This is a genomic window from Rhizobium sp. Leaf262, assembly GCF_001422245.1.
Classification (GTDB): Bacteria; Pseudomonadota; Alphaproteobacteria; order Rhizobiales; family Rhizobiaceae; genus Agrobacterium.
Genome location: NZ_LMMM01000008.1, coordinates 67,428 through 85,878 on the forward strand (window position 1 = coordinate 67,428; position 18,451 = coordinate 85,878).

The following is an 18,451-nucleotide window of genomic DNA, read 5'->3' on the forward strand; positions in this document are numbered from 1 at the left end:
GATCAGGGTACAAGTTGGTAGAAGCCGACGAAATTTCTTTCTTTTTGCTACGCATCTGATTCTGATGGAGATTTTCGAACTTCTAATGTTCGCAATCCTGTTCGACCGTTTTCGCCGTCTTGACTCTCTTTCAGGATGGGAACAAAAACAGAACATCGACATTTGCACGACATGACGTCGAAGGACCAACACGACCTTGAAGGGAGCCGTGAACGATGACTGCTGCCCGACAGAGCGTGATTTCCGATCTGCGCGAACGTATCGCGTCGCTCGAAACCAGCACCGTGAAAAAAGCCGGTTGGCTGCCTTTTGGCGTTTCCGAGATGGATGCTGCTCTACCGGGCGGCGGCCTTGCCCACGGTGCACTTCACGAGTTTGCCGGTGGTGGATCGGGCACCGTCGATGGTGCGGCCGCTGCTCTTTTTGCAGCTGGCATCGCGGCGCGGACGAAGGGACCGATCATCTGGTGCCTGACGCGACCGGATCTGTTTTTCCCGGCACTGGCGCAGGTTGGTCTCCATTCCGATCGGGTCATCTTTGTCGAGTCCGACAAGGACGAGGATGTGCTTGCCAATATGGAGGAGGGGTTATCCTTCGGTGGCTTGGGCGCCGTCGTCGGCGAACTTGTCCGATTGCCAATGGTCGGCTCGCGCAGGCTACAGCTTGCAGCCGAACGCACCGGGACAATGGCATTGGCGGTGCGTCGGTGGAGGCGGCAGACAGAGGCCAATGATTTCGGGCAACCGACGGCCTCGACCACCCGGTGGAGGGTCAGCGTGATGCCCTCGGAGGATCTTCCGGTTCCGGGCGTTGGCAGGCCAAGGTGGTTTGTAGAGTTGATGCGCGTGAAAGCGGGTGAGTGCGCTGAGTTTCTCGTGAGGGCATGTGATGAGCAGGGTCGTATCGATTTATCTTCCCGATCTACCGACCGATCGCATCCGCCGGAACGATCCGTCCATTCCGCTTGAGCAGGCCATTGCGGTCATTGCCAAAAGCGGATCGAAACGCTGGGTGTCGGCGGCAGATGCCGCTGCTAGAAAGGCAGGTGTGCATGTCGGCATGCCGGCAGCCAAAGCGCAGGCTCTGTTTCGCGGGCTGATGCTGGTCGACGCAGACCTCAATGAGGACGCTGCAGCACTCGAGCGGATCACATTGTGGGCTTTGACACTCTATTCCCCGATCGTTGCCGTCGATGGAGCGGACGGGATTGTCATGGATACCGAAGGCGCAGATCATTTGCAGGGCGGTGAACTGCCGATGGTCACCAGGATTGCCAACCAGTTCCTCTCCAGAAAACTCACAGTGCGCGTGGCGGTCGCCGATACCTGGGGTGCAGCCCATGCCTGTGCCCGTGCCATCAGCCGCGACACCGTCATCGTCCCGATCGGTGAGACGGTGCGTGCGGTGGAGAAATTGCCGATCTCGTTGCTGCGACTGCCGCCCAAGATCATCGGCGATCTCAGAATACTCGGGTTCCATTCGATAGGCGAGTTGGCCAATACGCCACGCGCGCCCTTGAACCTTCGCTTCGGTCCTGAAATCGGTCGACGTCTCGACCAGATGTTCGGACGGATTGGCGAGCCGATCGAGCCGATCCGGACCGCTGAGCTGATCGAGGTCAGCCGCGCGTTTGCCGAACCGATCGGAGCTGCCGACACGATCGACAAATATGTCGGCCGGCTCGTGGTCGAGCTGATCGGGAAGCTCCAGAAACACGGGCTCGGCGTGCGGCGCGCCGACTTGATCGTCGACAAGGTCGATGGCACCCGGCAGGCGATCCGCGCCGGCACGGTCAAGCCTGCCCGCGATGTCGCCTGGCTCACAAAACTGTTTCGCGACCGGACGCAAAACATCGACCCTGGATATGGCATTGAGAAACTGACGCTCGTGGCCATCATGGCAGAACCATTGGAAGATGCGCAGAAATCGTCGTCCCTGGTCGAGGAAGAGGTGAGGGACGTGTCGCCCCTGATCGATATTTACGGAAATCGCGGTCACAGGGTCTATCGCCTCGCGCCCTTGGCCTCCGATGTTCCGGAACGTTCCGTACAGCGCATCGGTGCTGCTGCGGATCCTGTCGAGGTCACCTGGGTCCATCATTGGCGCAGGCCCGTCAGATTGCTCGTGCGACCGGAGGTGATCGAGGTGATTGCGCTGATGCCGGACCATCCGCCCGTCTCCGTCACCTGGCGTGGCAAGCGTCGCAAGGTCAAACGAGCCGACGGCCCCGAGAGGATCTTTGGCGAATGGTGGCAGCGCCACAGCGAAATGGAAGCGGTGCGTGATTACTTCGTGATTGAGGATGAGAGCGGGGAACGTCTTTGGGTGTTCCGCTCCGGCGACGGCGTCGATCCGGAAACCGGCAGCCACCAGTGGTTCTGCCACGGGATATTCGCATGAGATATGCCGAGTTACAGGTTACGAGCCACTTTTCCTTCCTGCGCGGGGCAAGCTCGGCGCAGGAACTGTTCGAGACCGCCAGGACGCTGGGCATCGATGCCGTCGGTGTCGTCGATCGAAACAGCCTGGCGGGGATCGTTCGAGCACTCGAGGCATCGCGCGGCACGGGACTGCGACTTGTCGTCGGCTGTCGCCTTGACCTTGCCGACGGGATGTCCGTCCTGGTTTACCCGACCGACCGCGCCGCCTATTCGCGGCTGACCCGCCTCATCACGCTTGGCAAATCCAGAGGCGGCAAGAACAACTGCATTTTGCACTGGGATGACGTGATCGCCTATTCGGGCGGGATGATTGGCATCCTCGTGCCCGATCTGGCCGATGATGTCTGCGCGATGCGACTTCGGAAGATGGCGGAGGTGTTTGGCGACCGGGCCTATGTGTCGCTTTGCCTGCGACGACGGCCCAATGACCAGATGCGGCTGCATGAGATTTCCAACATGGCAACCCGGTTCAGGGTCAAGACGGTCGTCACCAATGACGTGCTGTTTCATGAGCCGGGCAGGCGTCAGCTGCAGGATATCGTCACTTGCATCCGGACTGGCAAGACCATCGACGATGTCGGCTTCGAGCGCGAGCGCCATGCCGACCGATACCTGAAACCGCCGGAAGAGATGGAGCGCTTGTTTCCGCGTTATCCTGAAGCTTTGGCCCGGACGATGGAGATCGTCGCGCGAGCCAGGTTTTCGCTCGAAGAGCTGACCTATCAATATCCGGAGGAGGCGATTGTGCCGGGCAAGGATGCCCAGGCCTCGCTCGAACATTATGTCTGGGAATGTGTGCCCAACCGGTATCCGGAAGGCCTGCCACCGGATGTCCTCAAAACCGTGCGCCACGAGCTCGATCTCATCCGCACCATGAAATACGCACCCTACTTCCTGACGGTGTTTTCGATCGTGCGCTTTGCGCGGTCTCAAGGGATCCTGTGCCAGGGCAGAGGATCTGCGGCCAACAGCGCCGTCTGTTATATTCTCGGCGTCACCTCCATTGATCCGTCAACCAATGACCTTCTGTTCGAGCGTTTCGTCAGTCAGGAGCGCGACGAGCCGCCGGACATCGATGTCGACTTCGAGCACGAGCGGCGCGAAGAAGTGATCCAGTGGATCTACAAGACCTATAGCCGCGAGAAGGCAGCACTTTGTGCCACCGTCACCCGATACCGTGCCAAGGGAGCAATCCGCGATGTTGGTAAGGCGCTGGGCCTGCCTGAGGATGTCATCAAGGCGCTGTCATCAGGCATGTGGTCGTGGTCAGAGGAGGTGTCTGAGCGGAACATCCGCGAGCTCAATCTCAATCCCGACGACCGTCGTCTCGCGCTCACCTTGAAGCTGGCGCAGCAACTGATGGGCGCGCCGCGTCATCTCGGCCAGCATCCTGGCGGCTTCGTCCTGACCCATGACCGCCTCGATGACCTCGTGCCGATCGAACCCGCAGCGATGAAAGATCGGCAGATCATCGAGTGGGACAAGGATGATGTCGAAGCACTGAAGTTCATGAAGGTCGATATTCTCGCCTTGGGCATGCTGACCTGCATGGCCAAGGCGTTCGACCTTATCCGTGAGCATAAGGGCCACGATCTCGATCTGTCCAACATCGAGCAGGAGAATGCGGCGACCTATGCGATGATCCGGCGTGCGGACACGCTCGGCACCTTCCAGATTGAAAGCCGCGCCCAGATGGCGATGCTTCCGCGGCTGAAACCGCGGACGTTCTACGATCTCGTCGTTCAGGTCGCGATCGTCCGGCCAGGACCGATTCAGGGCGACATGGTGCATCCCTATTTGCGCCGGCGGGAAGGCAAAGAGCCCGTCGACTATCCGACACCCGAACTGGAAGCCGTTCTCGGCAAGACGCTCGGCGTCCCGCTGTTTCAGGAAAGTGCGATGCGGGTGGCCATGGTCTGTGCCGGTTTTACCGGTGGCGAGGCCGACCAGTTGCGCAAATCAATGGCCACCTTCAAGTTCACCGGTGGCGTCAGCAAGTTCAAGGACAAGCTGGTGTCCGGTATGGTCAAAAACGGGTACACTGCGGAATTTGCCGAAAAGACATTTTCGCAGCTGGAGGGTTTTGGCTCTTACGGTTTCCCGGAAAGTCACGCAGCCTCGTTCGCGTTGATCGCCTATGCCTCCAACTTCATCAAATGCCATTACCCGGAAGTCTTCTGCGCGGCACTGATCAATTCCCAGCCGATGGGCTTTTATGCCCCGGCCCAGATTGTTGGCGATGCCAGGGCGCATGGTGTCGAGGTACGTCCGGTCTGTATCAACCGATCCCGCTGGGACTGCACGCTGGAGCGCGTTGGCAATACCGACCGTCATGCCGTACGCCTCGGCTTTCGGCGCGTGAAGGGGCTGGCGGTCGCAGATGCATCGAAGATCGTTGCTGCCCGCATGAACAGTAACTTTGTGTCCGTCGATGACATGTGGCGTCGCTCCGGTATGCCAACCGAGGCGCTTGTTCAACTGGCAAAAGCGGACGCGTACCGGCCCTCCCTGAAACTGGAACGGCGTGACGCGCTCTGGGCTATCAAGGCGCTCCGAGATGAGCCATTGCCATTGTTTGCCGCAGCAGCCGAGCGCGAGGCGGCAACCATTGTCGAGCAGCACGAGCCGGAGGTCGCGCTCCGTCAGATGACCGAGGGCCATAATGTCGTCGAGGACTATGGCCATACGGGCCTGACATTGCGGCAGCACCCGATCGCGTTTCTGCGTAGGGATCTCTCGGGCCGCAACATCATCACCTGTGCCGACGCGATGAACGCCCGTGACGGGCGGTGGGTCTACACGGCTGGTCTTGTCCTGGTGCGCCAGAAACCGGGATCGGCCAAAGGTGTGATGTTTATCACTATCGAGGACGAGACTGGCCCCGCCAATATCGTTGTGTGGCCGTCGCTGTTCGAGAAACGCAGGCGCATTGTCCTTGGATCGAGCATGATGGCGATCAATGGCCGCATCCAGCGCGAAGGGGAGGTGGTGCATCTCGTTGCGCAGCAGCTGTTCGATCTGACCGGAGACCTGTCACAGCTGGCTGATCGCGATGAGCAGTTCAGGCTACCAGCGGGAAGGGGGGATGAGTTTGCCCATGGTGGTGGTGGACCGGATTCTCGTGAGCGGCAGAAGCCTGTGGTCAATGCGAGGGACATGTTCGTGCGCGATCTTCATCTGGATACGCTCAAGGTGAAAAGCCGGAATTTTCAGTGATCTACAGCGTGAGAGGCAGTGGTCGGAGGTTCGAATTGGTTCAAGGCGGTGAAGGTTGTTTTACGTGGCCTTGCGAAACTTCGGCGGTTGGCGGCACTGATAATTGATAGGCTCTGATAGTACGATCTCTACGGCTAGCCGGGGATGGGCGCGCCCTCCATAGCGAACGAGCGGCTGGAACTTTCGGTCACCCAATGTATTCTGACGGCATGAAACTAAATATCGCAATCATAACGATGTTTGGCGCCGTGTTGGCTGCGTGCAGCCCAGTAGGGCCATCAGGCAATCCGTCGGTGCCTCAGCCAGTCAAACCGGTCGAAATCGACCGATACCTAGGTCACTGGTTCGAGCTGGCGCGCTATGAGAACCAGTTTGAGCGCGATTGCGAGGCCGTGACTGCTGACTACTCACTTCGAAAAGATGGCATGGTCCGCGTGCTCAACACCTGCCTGGAAGGCGGAGTACACGGTAGGCGTAAAGAATCCGAAGGCAGGGCAAAAACTGTGCCGGATAGCGGCAACGCCAAGCTAAAAGTATCGTTCTTCGGCCCAATTTACGGGAATTACTGGATCCTGGATCGCGCCGCGGACTATTCTTGGTCGATAGTCGGCGAACCTTCGGGTCGTTATTTATGGATTCTGACGCGGGTACCAAAACCCACACAAAAGGCCCGTAACATGCTCGTCGAGAGGGCCAAGGCGCTCGGATACGATGTCGACATGCTGCGGTGGACGCAGCATTAGACGCATCATGAATAGTCGCCGCTTTCCCGTGGAAACTCCCAGCCGAACCGGCTACGAGCTCCGCACAATCGGTGACACTCCCGAAGGGCTCGATGGCATTTCGCTCTGAGGTCTGCTTGTCACCAGCAGGCTGTCAGCGTAAATTTCGCGAAATCAACTCAAGATCGCCGCGATCATGATCGCGGCGAAAGACAGGAACATGACGCATCCGACGATGATCGTGATGAGAGCTTGCGCCGAGATATAGGTTCCAGCGATACCTCCGATAACGCCCGGCCAGCCGCTTTTAGGATCTTTGCCGCTCATCGGATAACCGCAGGCAGGGCAGGCGAACGCCTTTTCAGATACCCGGCCCTCGCATTCTGGACAAACAACCAGCGCCATATCAATTCCCTCCGATTACAAATTCTACACGACGGTTTTTTTGTCGCCCAACAGGGTCGTCTGCGCCCGACGCCGTTTGGTTTGGAACCACAGGAAATCGTTCGCCCTTGCCCGCGGTGCTCATCTTCTGCGTAACGCCATTTTCTTCGAGCCACGCCTTTACCGAATTGGCCCTGCGGATGGAAAGCTTGTCGTTGTATCCATCGCTCCCCTTTGAATCGGTGTGGCCGGTAATTTCAACGCGACTGTCGTGCATTGTTATCAACACCTCCGACAGTTGCGAGAGAGTTGCTTCAGCGTCTGGTCGGATGTTGGACTTGTCGAAATCAAACAAAACATCGCTCGGCAGGCTCACCAGAATGCGGCCATTCACCTGCCTTGCTCCGAGTTTGACGAGCGTGTCCTCGGTTTTCAATCGCGTCTCGTCGTCCATATCCTTCAGGCCAAAGGATGATGTTTCAGACGAGAACGAACCTGTACTCTGCTCGGTATGCTCTTTGAACGTGGAAGCAGCGAATTCGATTTCGCGGAAACTCGATAGCTGCTCGTCCGGCGGCGTGGACGTCACGGTGATGGAATATTGCGATGCAGCGGCTGGACTTGTGAGAAAAAGCGACAGAATAATCGCCCATCTCATTGTTTCAGTTCCAAGGGCACCGTTACGCCAGGTGCGCTCGTATCATCACCGGATTTGCCAGGATTGAAGACGAGCGACACTTTTTTCACCTCCGGGGGGAAAACGCCGGGAAAGACAAGGTCACCTTCCATCGTCTTTCCATTGGAGATGCGCATCCACTTGTTATCAGCAATCTGACGCATATGCAGCCGATCCTGCTCGCCTTCGCCCCAGGACAGATAGGCATTCTCGCCATCGTTCATGTTGACGGAGAGCGTTTGATGACTGTCGAAACTTGCAAGCAAGCGTACCTTCGTTGAAGCGTCGCTGACCGTGATTGTTTTGACCTGAACAGTAAGGCCCACTGGAACACTCACTTGTCCACCTGTCACAATGTAGGTCTGATCTGCAGCTTGGGCTGCACCTGCAACAAGCACCGAAACGAAAGCCAGATTTCTGAACAAAAGGTCCTCCAGGGTAAAGTCAATTATCAAATCAAATAATGCCTGCCACTCTTAAAGGTGCTGAACAAGGCATCTCAATCTTTTATCGAAATATTTGTGGCAAAAAGTAAGCACGCTTCCAAACGCAGTTGGTCCGCTAATCTTCTGTTGGCAGGTTGTAATGTCGGTGACATGTATGTCGTCACCAAGGACGGGTTTGAAAACCTCTCCCGCCACACCCCGCTTGAAACCCACCGCATCGCTGCCGAGGACTAATATGACCGAACACTCGCATTTCGATTTCGCAAAACTCAGCGAACGCGAACGCTACAAAATCCTGATCGGAACCGTCATTCCGCGTCCGATCGCACTGGTGACGACGGTGAACAAGGACGAGCAGCCAAACGCCGGTCCCTTTAGTTTCTTCAATGTCCTGACCCACGACCCGGCAATCGTCGCCATCGGCGTCTAGAACTATTCGGACATGCGCTTCAAGGACACCGCCCGTAATATCCGCGAGACCGGCGAATTCACTGTCCACATCTGCGATAACGCGCTGGTCGACCAGATGGAAGTCTGCGCCATCAAGTTTGGCCCCGAAGTTGACGAGATGGAGGAGGCGGGCCTTGCCACGGCACCCGGCCAGATGGTGAAAAGCCCCCGTATCCTCGCCGCCCCCGCTGCCCTGGAATGTCGCCGGCACACGACGCTTCAGGTCGGCCCGGCCCGCGAAATCATCCTCGGAGAAGTCGTCGGCGTATTCGTCCGCAGCGATGCGGTGAATGCGTCCAATCTGCACATTGACCAGCAGCTCATGGATGCCGTCGGCCGCATGGGTGGGCACACTTATACCCGCACCCGTGATCAGTTCGATATCAATACGCTGACACCACAGGAATGGGAAAGCCGGAAGGCAGATGAGAAGGTGGCGGCGGAATGAAGTCACTTAATCTTTAAAATCAGAGACGTATCTGATTTGTATGAGCTAAGATTTGTCTGGTTACGGTTCGAATCCTGTCAAGAGCTGTAATTGCGACCTCATCATTAGTTTGACAAACTTTGTCATCATCAAGTATTTTGAGGCATAAGGAGACTCGAATGGCGACGATGAATGTATCTCTGCCAGACCCCATGAAAGATTGGGTTGAAGCACAGGCCAAGACAGGTCGATACTCGAATGCGAGCGATTATGTCCGGGACCTGATCCGCAGAGACCAAGCCCGTACGGATAAGATTGCCGAGATGCAGCGATTTGTCGACGACGGGATCAGAAGCGGAGTTGGGAGCCGTTCAACGGAAGAGTTGTTTGCTTTAGCCACCTCTCGAGCCGCCATCAGCCGCGGACGCGCTTAATGCCATTCTGCCTATCGGTCCAAGCGGAAGAGGATATTATTTCCATTGCAGAAGAAGGCATCCGCATCTTCGGAGCACTAGTCGCCAAACGATATCACGATGAGCTTTTTGCCTTGCTCGAGCTCATCGCCACCAATCCAAGAATGGCACGCGAACGCCATGAGATTTCTCCTCCTGTCAGGATCCATCCTTTCAAGGCTCACCTTGTCGTGTATCGCATCATTGAAGACGGGAGCGTATTCGTCATCCGCATACGGCACGGCCATGAAGATTGGGCGCGAGATTCTTTCTAACCAACCACTTCGCCGAATTTATAACATACTGGTCGCAAGTGCGAATCTCACGCTGGCCAAGATGGTTTCCGCAACACAGGTCCCAAACATCAAGGCGGCCTCGATGGGCCAATGGGATTCCCGGTGTATCCTGTGTCCCGGATCGATCGATCACACCATCTTCTATCATCTTGCAAGTTGTTGTATCACCAACACGTGGTGACAATCAGGATGTCCTGGGTTCTTGCTTGCTCATCAACTGTCTTAACCGGAACAAACCGCATTGTTGGGCGGCTCATCGCTTCGCACAGCCCTTCGGCGTCGGCCGCGTCATTCTTGTTCCGCTTGACGTATGGATTGGCGAGTTGTGGCGCGATCTTTCACCTCATGTCCGAATGAGGCGAGCAACCGTGCCCAATGATGCGAAACACCACAGGCCTCGATCGCGACTAAAGTTGGCGGGCCGATCGTGAAGAAGTCGATCATCTCCCTACGTCGCATTTGCTTACGCAAGACCGGCTTCTCTCCGGAATTCACGCCATGCAACTGAAAGACATGCTTTGACGTATCCATGCCAATACGAATAATCTTGTCCATGCGCGGCCCCTTCGATTGAGATCTAAACAGCTCATTCTGGCACATTTCGATGCCGTTCAGGGGCCGTCCACTCCAACATCAAGGCGACGATTTTGAAATAGTAGATTCGAAGGTTTACTTCCATCAAAACCTTCGACCGGGACAGTGTGAGACTTCACTTTCAAACATCACTCGATGATTTATCGTCACGACACACGTGCTGTTGACTCTCTTTCGACGACGCTTGGCGGGAGGAGGATCGGCCCGTTTATTGCGCCTCGGACGAGAACAGCGCGTATCGCGATTTCCGCGATCTCGTGGACGGGCTGACGGATAGTGGTCAGCCGTGGCAAGACAAGGGAAGCCAAAGGAATATCGTCAAAGCCAACGATAGACAGGTCATGGGGCACTCGTATGCCCATATCGCGCGAGCACCGCAGGAGTCCGATCGCCTGCTGATCGTTTGCCGTGGCGATGGCCGTCGGCCGCACATTTGCGGGGGCAGAAAGCAATCTCCGGCCCATTTCCTCGCCGGACTTGTAATCGAATTGACCTTCGACAGCAGTAAATTCCACCTTGTCGCCACACTCGGTGGACACCCTCGCGATCTCGTCGCTAAAGCCACGCAACCGCTGCAGAGAAACTTCGGTGGTTCTGGGGCCACAAATATAGCCGATACGTCGGTGGCCAAGACCTAAAAGATACGCGGCTGCCAGTCTGCCTCCTTCCACGTTGTCGACCGAGACAAGGGAATGTCCTGTCAGCGGACGGTCGACCGTCACGCACACCGGTCCCTTCAGTAGACGTTCAATCACGAGGCTGTTGCTGACCGGAGCGATAACGATCCCGGCGGGTGCCCTGCCAAGAAGGCTCTGGATTTGCGTCTTCTCCGCCAGCGGATCATCATGGGTGTTGGCGAGGAGAACCGAATATCCGGCCGCGGACGCCAGGATCTCGATATGCTTTGCCAGATCCGCGAAGAACGGGTTTGTAATGTCGGGAATGACAAACCCGATGATGTCAGACTTGTTTAGCCGAAGACTGCGGCCAAGACTGCTCGGACTATATCCCAGCTTCTCTATGGCCTTATCAACCCGATTACGAATGCCCTCGTTGACGGTCGCGTTTTTCGCCAGAACGCGAGATACCGTCCCAACTGAAACCCCTGCGCTCCGCGCAACATCTTTGACGGTCGGTTTCAATGGACGCTCCTTGGACCTTGCAGCGTGACCATTAGCATTATGCGGAAAGGCGTCGCAAACAGATTTCATGAAACGTTTCATATTGACCACCATTTGTTTTGCCGCTACCAAAATGAGGCGTTGTCATAGGTTCTATGAAACGTTTCACCGATGGCTGGAGGGCTGTCGGATCTAGGGAGGAATTGTCATGAAGTTTGTCACCATCGCGTCTGTTCTGGCGCTTTCTTTGACGACGGCGTTGCCGTCGATTGCCATGGCTGCCGACAAGCCCGTCGTCGGGCTGGTCATGAAGTCGCTTGCCAACGACTTCTTCAAAAACATGCTGGAAGGTGCTGAAGCGCATAACAAGAAGCGCGGCGACTACGAACTCAAAGCCATCGGCATGCAGAACGAAACGGATTTCGAGAGCCAGGTTAACGGCGTCGAGAACTTCATCACGCAAGGTGTCGATGCCATCGTCATCGCTCCAGCTGACTCACGCGCTATGGTCGCCCCTCTGAAAAAGGCGATGAATGCTGGTATTACTGTTATCAACTTTGACGTATCGCTGGATGAGCAGGCAAAGAAGGACGCAGGGATCGATCTGGCTTTCGTCGGGCCCGATAACCGCGCCGGTGCAAAGATGGTCGGCGAGGCGCTTGCAAAGTCGCTCGGCGAAGGTGGCAAGGTCGTTATTATCGAGGGCAATCCAGGCGCAGACAACGCAGCGCAGCGCAAGCTTGGTTTTGAGGATGCCGTCGCTTCGGGAAAGCTTGAACTGCTGGATTCGCGCACAGCGCACTGGGAAACTGAGGAGGCCAATTCGGTCTTCTCGAATATGCTGACAGCCCACCCGGATATCCAGGGGGTTCTTGCTGCCAACGACTCGATGGCGATCGGCGTTGTCAAAGCTCTTGATGCGGCTGGACGCAAGGACATCAAGGTCGTTGGCTTCGACAATGTCCCGGCGGTAGCTCCGTTGCTGAAAGATGGAAAGCTGCTCGCAACCGTCGACCAGTTCGGCTCTCAGATGGCGGCAAACGCCATCGACAAAGCGCTCGAGGTTGTTGCAGGCGGCCCGAAACTTGAAGGCTGGATCAAGACGGATATCGAATTAGTGACCAAGGAAACGGTGAAGTAACGCCCATACATCTCGCCGCACCGAACCGCTTTCGGTGCGGCATCTCCTGAAGGGTGCTTCAATGACCAGTTCAAAATCAGGCCCGGCGGTACCTTCCGCCGCAGTGGATGCTTGCTCGCAAGCCATTCTCGAGCTGCACGATATCAAAAAAAAATTCGGTGGAACCGTCGCGCTGAATGGCGTGAACCTGTCTGTAAGTCACGGTGAGGTCCACGGCCTCATTGGCGAGAACGGTGCGGGCAAGTCTACGCTGATCAAGACGCTCTGCGGAATTGTAAAGCCGGATTCCGGGAAAATCACGCTAGCGGGCGAAGCCTATTCACCCCAGACACCGCGCGATGCCAAGGCCCGCGGCCTACAAGTTGTCCATCAGGAGTTTAATCTTCTCCCCTATCTGTCGGTGGCGGAAAACATTTTTATCGAACACCTCCCCCGGAACGTCCTAGGCGTCTTGAAGCGGCAAGAAATGAACGAGCGTGCCCGCTTGGCGCTCGACGCCATCGGGCTTACCGATATCGACGTGCGCTGGCCTGTCGAGCGGCTTGGTATCGCACATCGCCAATTGGTGGAGTTGGCTCGCGCTTTGATGACGGAGAGCCGAGTCCTTATTCTCGACGAGCCGACGGCTACGCTGACGTCGCGGGAGACCGAGCGATTGTTCTCGATCGTTGCCGAGTTACGCGCTCGCGGTGTCACCTTGGTGTTTGTGTCCCATCACCTCGATGAGATCTTTGGAATCTGCGACAGGGTCACCGTCCTTAGAAATGGAGAAACGGTGTTTTCGCGGTCCATCGCCGAGACCAGCCAAGATGAACTGGTTCGCGGAATGGTCGGCAAACAACTCCAGCAGGAAATGAAGAGCGGGGTGGTTTCGAGCGCGAGACGCGAGACCGTCCTTTCCCTGAAGAGTTTTCGTCACGCCCAGTCGCCGCATCGCGAGGGCATATCGTTTGATCTACACAAGGGTGAAATCCTCGGCATCGCCGGCCTGGTTGGTTCGGGCCGAACCGAACTTTTGCGCGCCATATCTGCCGCAGAGCAGCCGCTGTCCGGCGTGCTGATGAGAGATGGAAAGGCAGTTGTATTTCGCACGCCAAAAGATGCCATCGACTCCGGTATCGGCTTTGTAACAGAAGACCGGAAGGACCAAGGCCTAATATTGACCATGCCGATTGCTGCGAACGTGACACTGGCCTCGTTGTCAAACGTCTCCCGGTTCGGCCTTCTTGACAAAAAGGCCGAAGACGCGGTCACCAAGCAGTTGGGATCAGACCTCACGCTGAAATATGGCGGTCCAGCCAAACTCGTGTCGACCCTCTCCGGAGGCAATCAACAAAAGGTCGTCCTGGCAAAGTGGCTGGCGCGAAATCCCGAGATTCTGCTTCTCGACGAGCCTACCAGAGGCGTGGATGTCGGGGCAAAAGCCGAAATCTACGCCCTTATCCGTCGGTTCGCGGAGAACGGCCTAGCGCTTCTGATCGTCTCGTCGGAGCTTCCCGAACTGATGACGCTTTGCGATCGCATTATGGTGATGTCGCAGCACCGTATTGTTGGCGAACTACCTCGTGCGGACTTCTCGGAAGAGAGAATATTGACCTACGCCTACCAAGGCGAACAGAGAAAAACGGGGCTTTGATAATGCATGCGATCAAAAACACGCCTGTGAGTGATACCGAAGAGAAACCGTCATCGAAAATGTCAATGAAACTCGTCCTGCGTGATGCCGGCATCGGTATTGCTCTGCTTCTGCTGATTGCGTTTTTCTCGCTCAGCACGCAGCATTTCCTCAACCCTAACAACATTTCCAATATTCTGACACAGATAACGATCAATCTGATCCTGGCCATTGGCATGACTTTTGTCATCCTAATCGGAGGTATCGATCTATCGGTTGGGTCTATGCTCGCATTGTGCGCAGTTGTCGGTGGCAGCGTCCTGACCATCCCGGACCTCCCGGTTTGGCAAGCTGTCGGGTTGGCCACGCTTGCTGCCATGGCGACCGGTATCATATGCGGGTTCCTCAATGGGTGGATCAGCGCGTTCTGGGGCCTGCCATCATTTATCGTTACCCTGGGCATGCTTAACATTGCACGAGGAGCAGCGCTGCAGGTAACGGACGCTCGAACCATCTACTCATTCCCGCAGACCTTTAACGACTTTGGATCGAAAATGATCTTCGGCGTTCCTGTTGTTTTCCTGATCGCCTTGGCGTTGGTCGCGCTGGCGTGGTTTGTGCTTTCGAAAACCGTTTTCGGGAGACTGCTCTATGGCATTGGGAACAATGAGGAGGCAGTGCGGCTCGCGGGCCACTCGCTGATGGTCTACAAGGTTGCTGCGTTCACCATTGCCGGAGCGCTCGTAGGGATTGCCTCGATTATTTATATGGCCCGGCTGAACATCGCGAGCCCGATCATCGGCATAGGGTTTGAACTCAACGCTATTGCAGCAGTGATCATCGGGGGCACCAGCCTGAGCGGGGGCCGGGGCACGGTTGTCGGCACATTGCTCGGAGCCTGCATCATCGGCGTCCTGGCTAATGGCCTCATCCTGTTCGGTCTCAGTGACTTCATGCGGCAGATGATCACCGGTGTCGTAATCATTCTTGCGGTGATCATCGACAAATACCGCGAGCGCATCACAGCCGCCTAACATCCGGCAGAGCGAAGGGTTACCGTGTCACGGCAGTGCAGAACCCTCTGACTTCCCTTGCATATGATGTCGCAGCCACCCGCCGTGTTCTGGAGAGACAGAAGGGCGATGTTCTGCTGGTCGGGCATTCGTGGGCAGGCGCTGTTGTAACGGAGGCTGGCACTGCCGAGAACGTGAAGGGTAAACGGAAGCTAACTCGACAGCATAGCAAGCCGAGTTCATTGGCAATTGAAACAACTGCGCCCGAACGTTAATCCAAGCGCCGGAGACTTGAGTCAAATTGCGCTCAAACGATTCGATACTTGAGAGGTTCGTTTCTCTTTCTGAGGTTTTCATTTCAAACCGTCAGATTTCCGATTCACGATCGACAGGACGACCAAGGATATGCCGAGGGACACGCTGACAGAGCGCAATCGCAAACAGCGTGAACGCCAACGCGACCTTCGCGCGCGGCAACGAGCGGCCAAGCGGCCCGACCGTGACGACGTCGCGCGCGTCATGCTGCAATGGTTCATCGTGGGCGCGGTTGCCAAGGCACGACAGAAGGAACTCGAACAGAGTGAGGATGTCATCGTGAAGCGTCTGGTCGCCCAGGGTTTTGACGAGGCTGCTTGCTATGACGTCTTCGACCGCCTGGTCGAGAAGTATACGGGCGAGCACTGGGACTTTCGCCGCAAACCGCATCTCCTGTTTCCCGACGGGGCACCGGATGACGACATGTCAGACTGAGGCTTGCATCTGATCGTGAGCGGATCCCGCTCGTTCCGCTTGGCTTCGGTTTTGTGCAAACGGTGTTTTCAGTTTGGGATGTCTTCTCCCCGTGACTTCTTCAAACGCCGTTTACAGTTGAATCGATTCATTGGAGCTTTTGACGGCTGGCTTGGCTGACGGGCGTCTCATTACTGGGATGTCTTCTCCCCGTGACTTCTTCAAACGCCGTTTACAGTTGAATCGATTCATTGGAGCTTTTGACGGCTGGCTTGGCTGACGGGCGTCTCATTAAGCTTCCGGGCGTTTGCAATTCGTTAACCACGATGACGCACCTGCGCTGGCCCCTCCCCTTTGTGAGCGCCGCGTTAACCGCGTTCCGGTCCTGTTCTCTTTTTTGACGGGGGGACCTTGAGATCCGTTTCGGGTCCTGCCAGGAATGGGCGGCTCCGTGATCGGAGCAGACGGCCCAAGGCAGCGCGCCAACGCTACCNTTTTGACGGGGGGACCTTGAGATCCGTTTCGGGTCCTGCCAGGAATGGGCGGCTCCGTGATCGGAGCAGACGGCCCAAGGCAGCGCGCCAACGCTACCMAGGGCCTGACCCTCAAGCCTTCTCGTGAAAGGAATCGGGCTATGACCAACTTACACACTTCCTCGCCTATGGCGAAAGCTCCGCGTGCCGCATCTGCGGCGTCATCCACCGCCAATGGCACARCAATGCCGCCCGTCCATCAGCTTTTCGCGGACCGCGTGCCTCAAAAGTTTGAGCCACCAGCGCAGTGCCGCCACGCCCATCTCGTCCGCTACCCTGACGTCGAAGCGGATTTCGACGTCCTCATCGACAAAGCGATCGCCGCGATTGCCGAGGGCGGGCCAGTCAAGGACGAGATCCTCGGCCACTATGTGAACATTGCCTCGCTGGTTCGGGCCGTCAGTTTCCGCGAAGGCAAGTTGCTGGAGCAGGCTGTCGAGCGGCTGGCCAAGGTCAACCCGGATCTGGTCGTGCTGATGCAGTCGATTAAGCTACCCCTGGTCAAAGCCGCTATCGAAGCGGTTGCTGGCAATGACTGGAAGCACCTCGACGGTGTGCGGCTGGATTGCGATGCGCCGGCAAAAGGCAGCTACACACCAGACCTCATCGTCGTCAACCTCGCCAAGCGGACCGCTTTTGTCCTCGACCTCAAGCGGTCGCTGGCATCTTACGGTGACACCAGCCGGCTCGAAGAGCTGAAGTTGAAGATGTTGGCGTCAGCGATGGTGTTGCCGGACTGGCTCTACAAGACTCAAAAGAGGATGATGGTCGAAACGGTCGGTGTTGCCATCATCGACGGTGCCAGCCGCCCGAGCGATCATGCGAGCGGCGTTTGGGCCTTGTCCGAGATCGACGACCTGCTCGAGATTGAAGGAGCAGCCCTCTGCATGGCGCAATTGCGTCTGCGCTTTGGGGTGCGGGTCCAGCAACTGCTCGAAGCGGAGGCACGACGCGCTCTCTCGATCGCACAGCCCCCCTTGGCAACACCCCCACCAGCGATTTTGACATCAGGGCGACGCTTTGGGATTTTGCGTTCCACCTCCCCTGCACTCGTCTGCCAGGATGTTGCCGATTGTGGTGACCACTCCACGGTCTGCAACTGCACCCGGTGCCATGACGACGTTGACGGTGACGGTGATCGCGATGATCCCGAGGCGCTTGCGCACGAACCTAACGCCTGGCCACCTCAACATATCCGCGTCGGGTTTGCGCGGCGTCTCCTCGACGCCTAAGGCAACCGCCCGTTTACAGTAAGGCCGTTGGCTGCGGCTCTGACGGAAGCAGCCAGCCTTTTCCATGTCCCTGTTTTGAACACGCCGTCCACCCAAGCTGGACTGGTGAGGAGATCTTTGTGGCTACTGACATCGTTTCCGAGTTACNCAGCCTTTTCCATGTCCCTGTTTTGAACACGCCGTCCACCCAAGCTGGACTGGTGAGGAGATCTTTGTGGCTACTGACATCGTTTCCGAGTTACCACCGCCCCACACACGCCAGCGGTCCGAGGCGTCCTCGGCGCCGTGCCGCACGCGTTTGCCCGCCTCCCGCGATGATCTAGCGGTGCACGATGATCCAGCGGTGATTGTCGGCCTTGCCCTCGCCGTCGCGCGACAAGCATATGGCGCTATGACGTCGATGCCGTCCGTGCTGCTTGATCGGCTTGATCAGCATGCGCGCCAGGGAAACGCCGCCTGCCGGACCGTTCTCGATCATGTGACCAGACATACCAATGAATATCGCCATCCCCTAGGCGTTGATCGCGTGCAATCTGCCTTGGGTCACGACACCTGCGTGGCAATTATTGCCGCGCCCAATTTACCGACGACGGAGGGCAAATGATGGATCGTTTGTCTTCCTTCTTGCTGCGGCGCCTCCGACATGTTCAACGCAAAAAAATCCGTCGCCTAGCAGTGCGCAATGGGCTGTTGTCGATGACCACCACTGTGATCAACGGGCATGTCGTTGGGTGCTACCGGCCTCTGTTCGACCCCCGCCATCTGGCGGGTGACGTCGAGCGCGACCGGCAATGGCTGCAGGACAACCTTGCTGCCTTCCTGGTGGAGCCTCCGAGCGATACTGCCACACTTTCTGGTCAACTGGACGTCACACCAGACTGGCCCGTGCAGATCAGGCGAGGTGGTACGGCTGTCGCTGTTGAAGCAAGCACCGCCGCCTACGCCGTCCGCATGGTGGCCAAG

Annotated in this window: 15 protein-coding genes and 4 pseudogenes; 14 read left to right on the forward strand and 5 right to left on the reverse strand. The window is 57.1% G+C overall.

What is annotated here, in order from left to right; all coding sequences use genetic code 11:
• Window positions 1-215: 215 nt before the first annotated feature.
• From ASF29_RS10510 to ASF29_RS10525, 4 genes are all read left to right on the forward strand, one after another.
• A complete protein-coding gene (locus tag ASF29_RS10510) occupies window positions 216-968 on the forward strand; it encodes an ImuA family protein (protein ID WP_062450641.1) in 753 nt (250 codons plus the stop codon).
• Window positions 889-2,400: a DNA polymerase Y family protein gene (locus tag ASF29_RS10515; protein ID WP_062450642.1), complete on the forward strand. Its 1,512-nt coding sequence runs from the start codon at window positions 889-891 to the stop codon at window positions 2,398-2,400. Before ASF29_RS10510 ends, ASF29_RS10515 begins: the two co-directional genes overlap by 80 nt.
• Window positions 2,397-5,657 (forward strand): error-prone DNA polymerase, encoded by a 3,261-nt coding sequence (locus ASF29_RS10520; RefSeq protein ID WP_062450643.1) that lies wholly within the window; start codon window positions 2,397-2,399, stop codon window positions 5,655-5,657. The genes ASF29_RS10515 and ASF29_RS10520 overlap by 4 nt, the downstream gene beginning before the upstream one ends.
• Before the next feature lie 194 nt (window positions 5,658-5,851).
• Complete coding sequence (locus ASF29_RS10525; protein ID WP_233125014.1) at window positions 5,852-6,400, forward strand: lipocalin family protein; 549 nt, start codon at window positions 5,852-5,854, stop codon at window positions 6,398-6,400.
• Between the two features lie 153 nt (window positions 6,401-6,553).
• Here ASF29_RS10525 and ASF29_RS10530 read toward each other — a convergent pair whose 3' ends face one another.
• The 3 genes from ASF29_RS10530 to ASF29_RS10540 all read right to left on the reverse strand — a co-directional run bounded on the left by ASF29_RS10530 (window position 6,554) and on the right by ASF29_RS10540 (window position 7,864).
• A complete protein-coding gene (locus ASF29_RS10530) occupies window positions 6,554-6,784 on the reverse strand; it encodes a hypothetical protein (RefSeq protein WP_062450644.1) in 231 nt (76 codons plus the stop codon).
• A 1-nt stretch (window position 6,785) separates the two neighbouring features.
• Complete coding sequence (locus tag ASF29_RS10535) at window positions 6,786-7,352, reverse strand: OmpA family protein (RefSeq protein ID WP_162237890.1); 567 nt, start codon at window positions 7,350-7,352, stop codon at window positions 6,786-6,788.
• Between the two features lie 65 nt (window positions 7,353-7,417).
• Complete coding sequence (locus ASF29_RS10540) at window positions 7,418-7,864, reverse strand: hypothetical protein (protein ID WP_062450646.1); 447 nt, start codon at window positions 7,862-7,864, stop codon at window positions 7,418-7,420.
• A gap of 256 nt (window positions 7,865-8,120) precedes the next feature.
• Between ASF29_RS10540 and ASF29_RS10545 the strand changes: the two are divergent.
• The 3 genes and pseudogenes from ASF29_RS10545 (at window position 8,121) to ASF29_RS10555 (ending at window position 9,489) form a co-directional block, all read left to right on the forward strand.
• Window positions 8,121-8,783: pseudogene (locus tag ASF29_RS10545) on the forward strand (flavin reductase family protein).
• Between the two features lie 158 nt (window positions 8,784-8,941).
• Window positions 8,942-9,196 (forward strand): type II toxin-antitoxin system ParD family antitoxin, encoded by a 255-nt coding sequence (locus tag ASF29_RS10550; RefSeq protein ID WP_003519100.1) that lies wholly within the window; start codon window positions 8,942-8,944, stop codon window positions 9,194-9,196.
• The gene (locus ASF29_RS10555; RefSeq protein ID WP_062450647.1) at window positions 9,196-9,489 is read left to right on the forward strand and encodes a type II toxin-antitoxin system RelE/ParE family toxin; all 294 of its coding nucleotides are present in this window, start codon (window positions 9,196-9,198) and stop codon (window positions 9,487-9,489) included. The genes ASF29_RS10550 and ASF29_RS10555 overlap by 1 nt, the downstream gene beginning before the upstream one ends.
• Window positions 9,490-9,713: 224 nt before the next feature.
• On the opposite strand, the pseudogene ASF29_RS10560 reads toward ASF29_RS10555, so the two are convergent.
• Window positions 9,714-10,065 (reverse strand): annotated as a pseudogene (locus tag ASF29_RS10560) (IS110 family transposase); the annotation flags it as partial.
• Between the two features lie 185 nt (window positions 10,066-10,250).
• The gene (locus ASF29_RS10565; protein ID WP_062450664.1) at window positions 10,251-11,246 is read right to left on the reverse strand and encodes a LacI family DNA-binding transcriptional regulator; all 996 of its coding nucleotides are present in this window, start codon (window positions 11,244-11,246) and stop codon (window positions 10,251-10,253) included.
• A gap of 187 nt (window positions 11,247-11,433) precedes the next feature.
• Here ASF29_RS10565 and ASF29_RS10570 point away from each other — a divergent pair, with 187 nt between their 5' ends.
• From ASF29_RS10570 to ASF29_RS10600, 7 genes and pseudogenes are all read left to right on the forward strand, one after another.
• Window positions 11,434-12,366, forward strand: coding sequence for a sugar ABC transporter substrate-binding protein (locus ASF29_RS10570; RefSeq protein ID WP_062450648.1), 933 nt, complete (start codon window positions 11,434-11,436; stop codon window positions 12,364-12,366).
• Window positions 12,367-12,427: 61 nt separating this feature from the next.
• Window positions 12,428-14,002 carry a sugar ABC transporter ATP-binding protein gene (locus ASF29_RS10575; protein ID WP_062450649.1) on the forward strand — a complete coding sequence of 525 codons (1,575 nt, stop codon included), beginning with the start codon at window positions 12,428-12,430 and terminating at the stop codon, window positions 14,000-14,002.
• A gap of 59 nt (window positions 14,003-14,061) precedes the next feature.
• Window positions 14,062-15,015, forward strand: a complete 954-nt coding sequence (locus tag ASF29_RS10580) for an ABC transporter permease (RefSeq protein ID WP_156462617.1) — start codon at window positions 14,062-14,064, stop codon at window positions 15,013-15,015.
• Window positions 15,016-15,029: 14 nt separating this feature from the next.
• A pseudogene (locus ASF29_RS24915) lies at window positions 15,030-15,176 on the forward strand (alpha/beta hydrolase); the annotation flags it as partial.
• A gap of 223 nt (window positions 15,177-15,399) precedes the next feature.
• Window positions 15,400-15,744: a hypothetical protein gene (locus ASF29_RS10585; RefSeq protein ID WP_062450651.1), complete on the forward strand. Its 345-nt coding sequence runs from the start codon at window positions 15,400-15,402 to the stop codon at window positions 15,742-15,744.
• A 613-nt stretch (window positions 15,745-16,357) separates the two neighbouring features.
• Entirely contained in the window at window positions 16,358-17,488 is a 1,131-nt protein-coding gene (locus ASF29_RS10590) for a hypothetical protein (RefSeq protein WP_082453459.1), read from the forward strand.
• 696 nt (window positions 17,489-18,184) lie between these two features.
• Window positions 18,185-18,451: pseudogene (locus ASF29_RS10600) on the forward strand (AAA family ATPase); the annotation flags it as partial.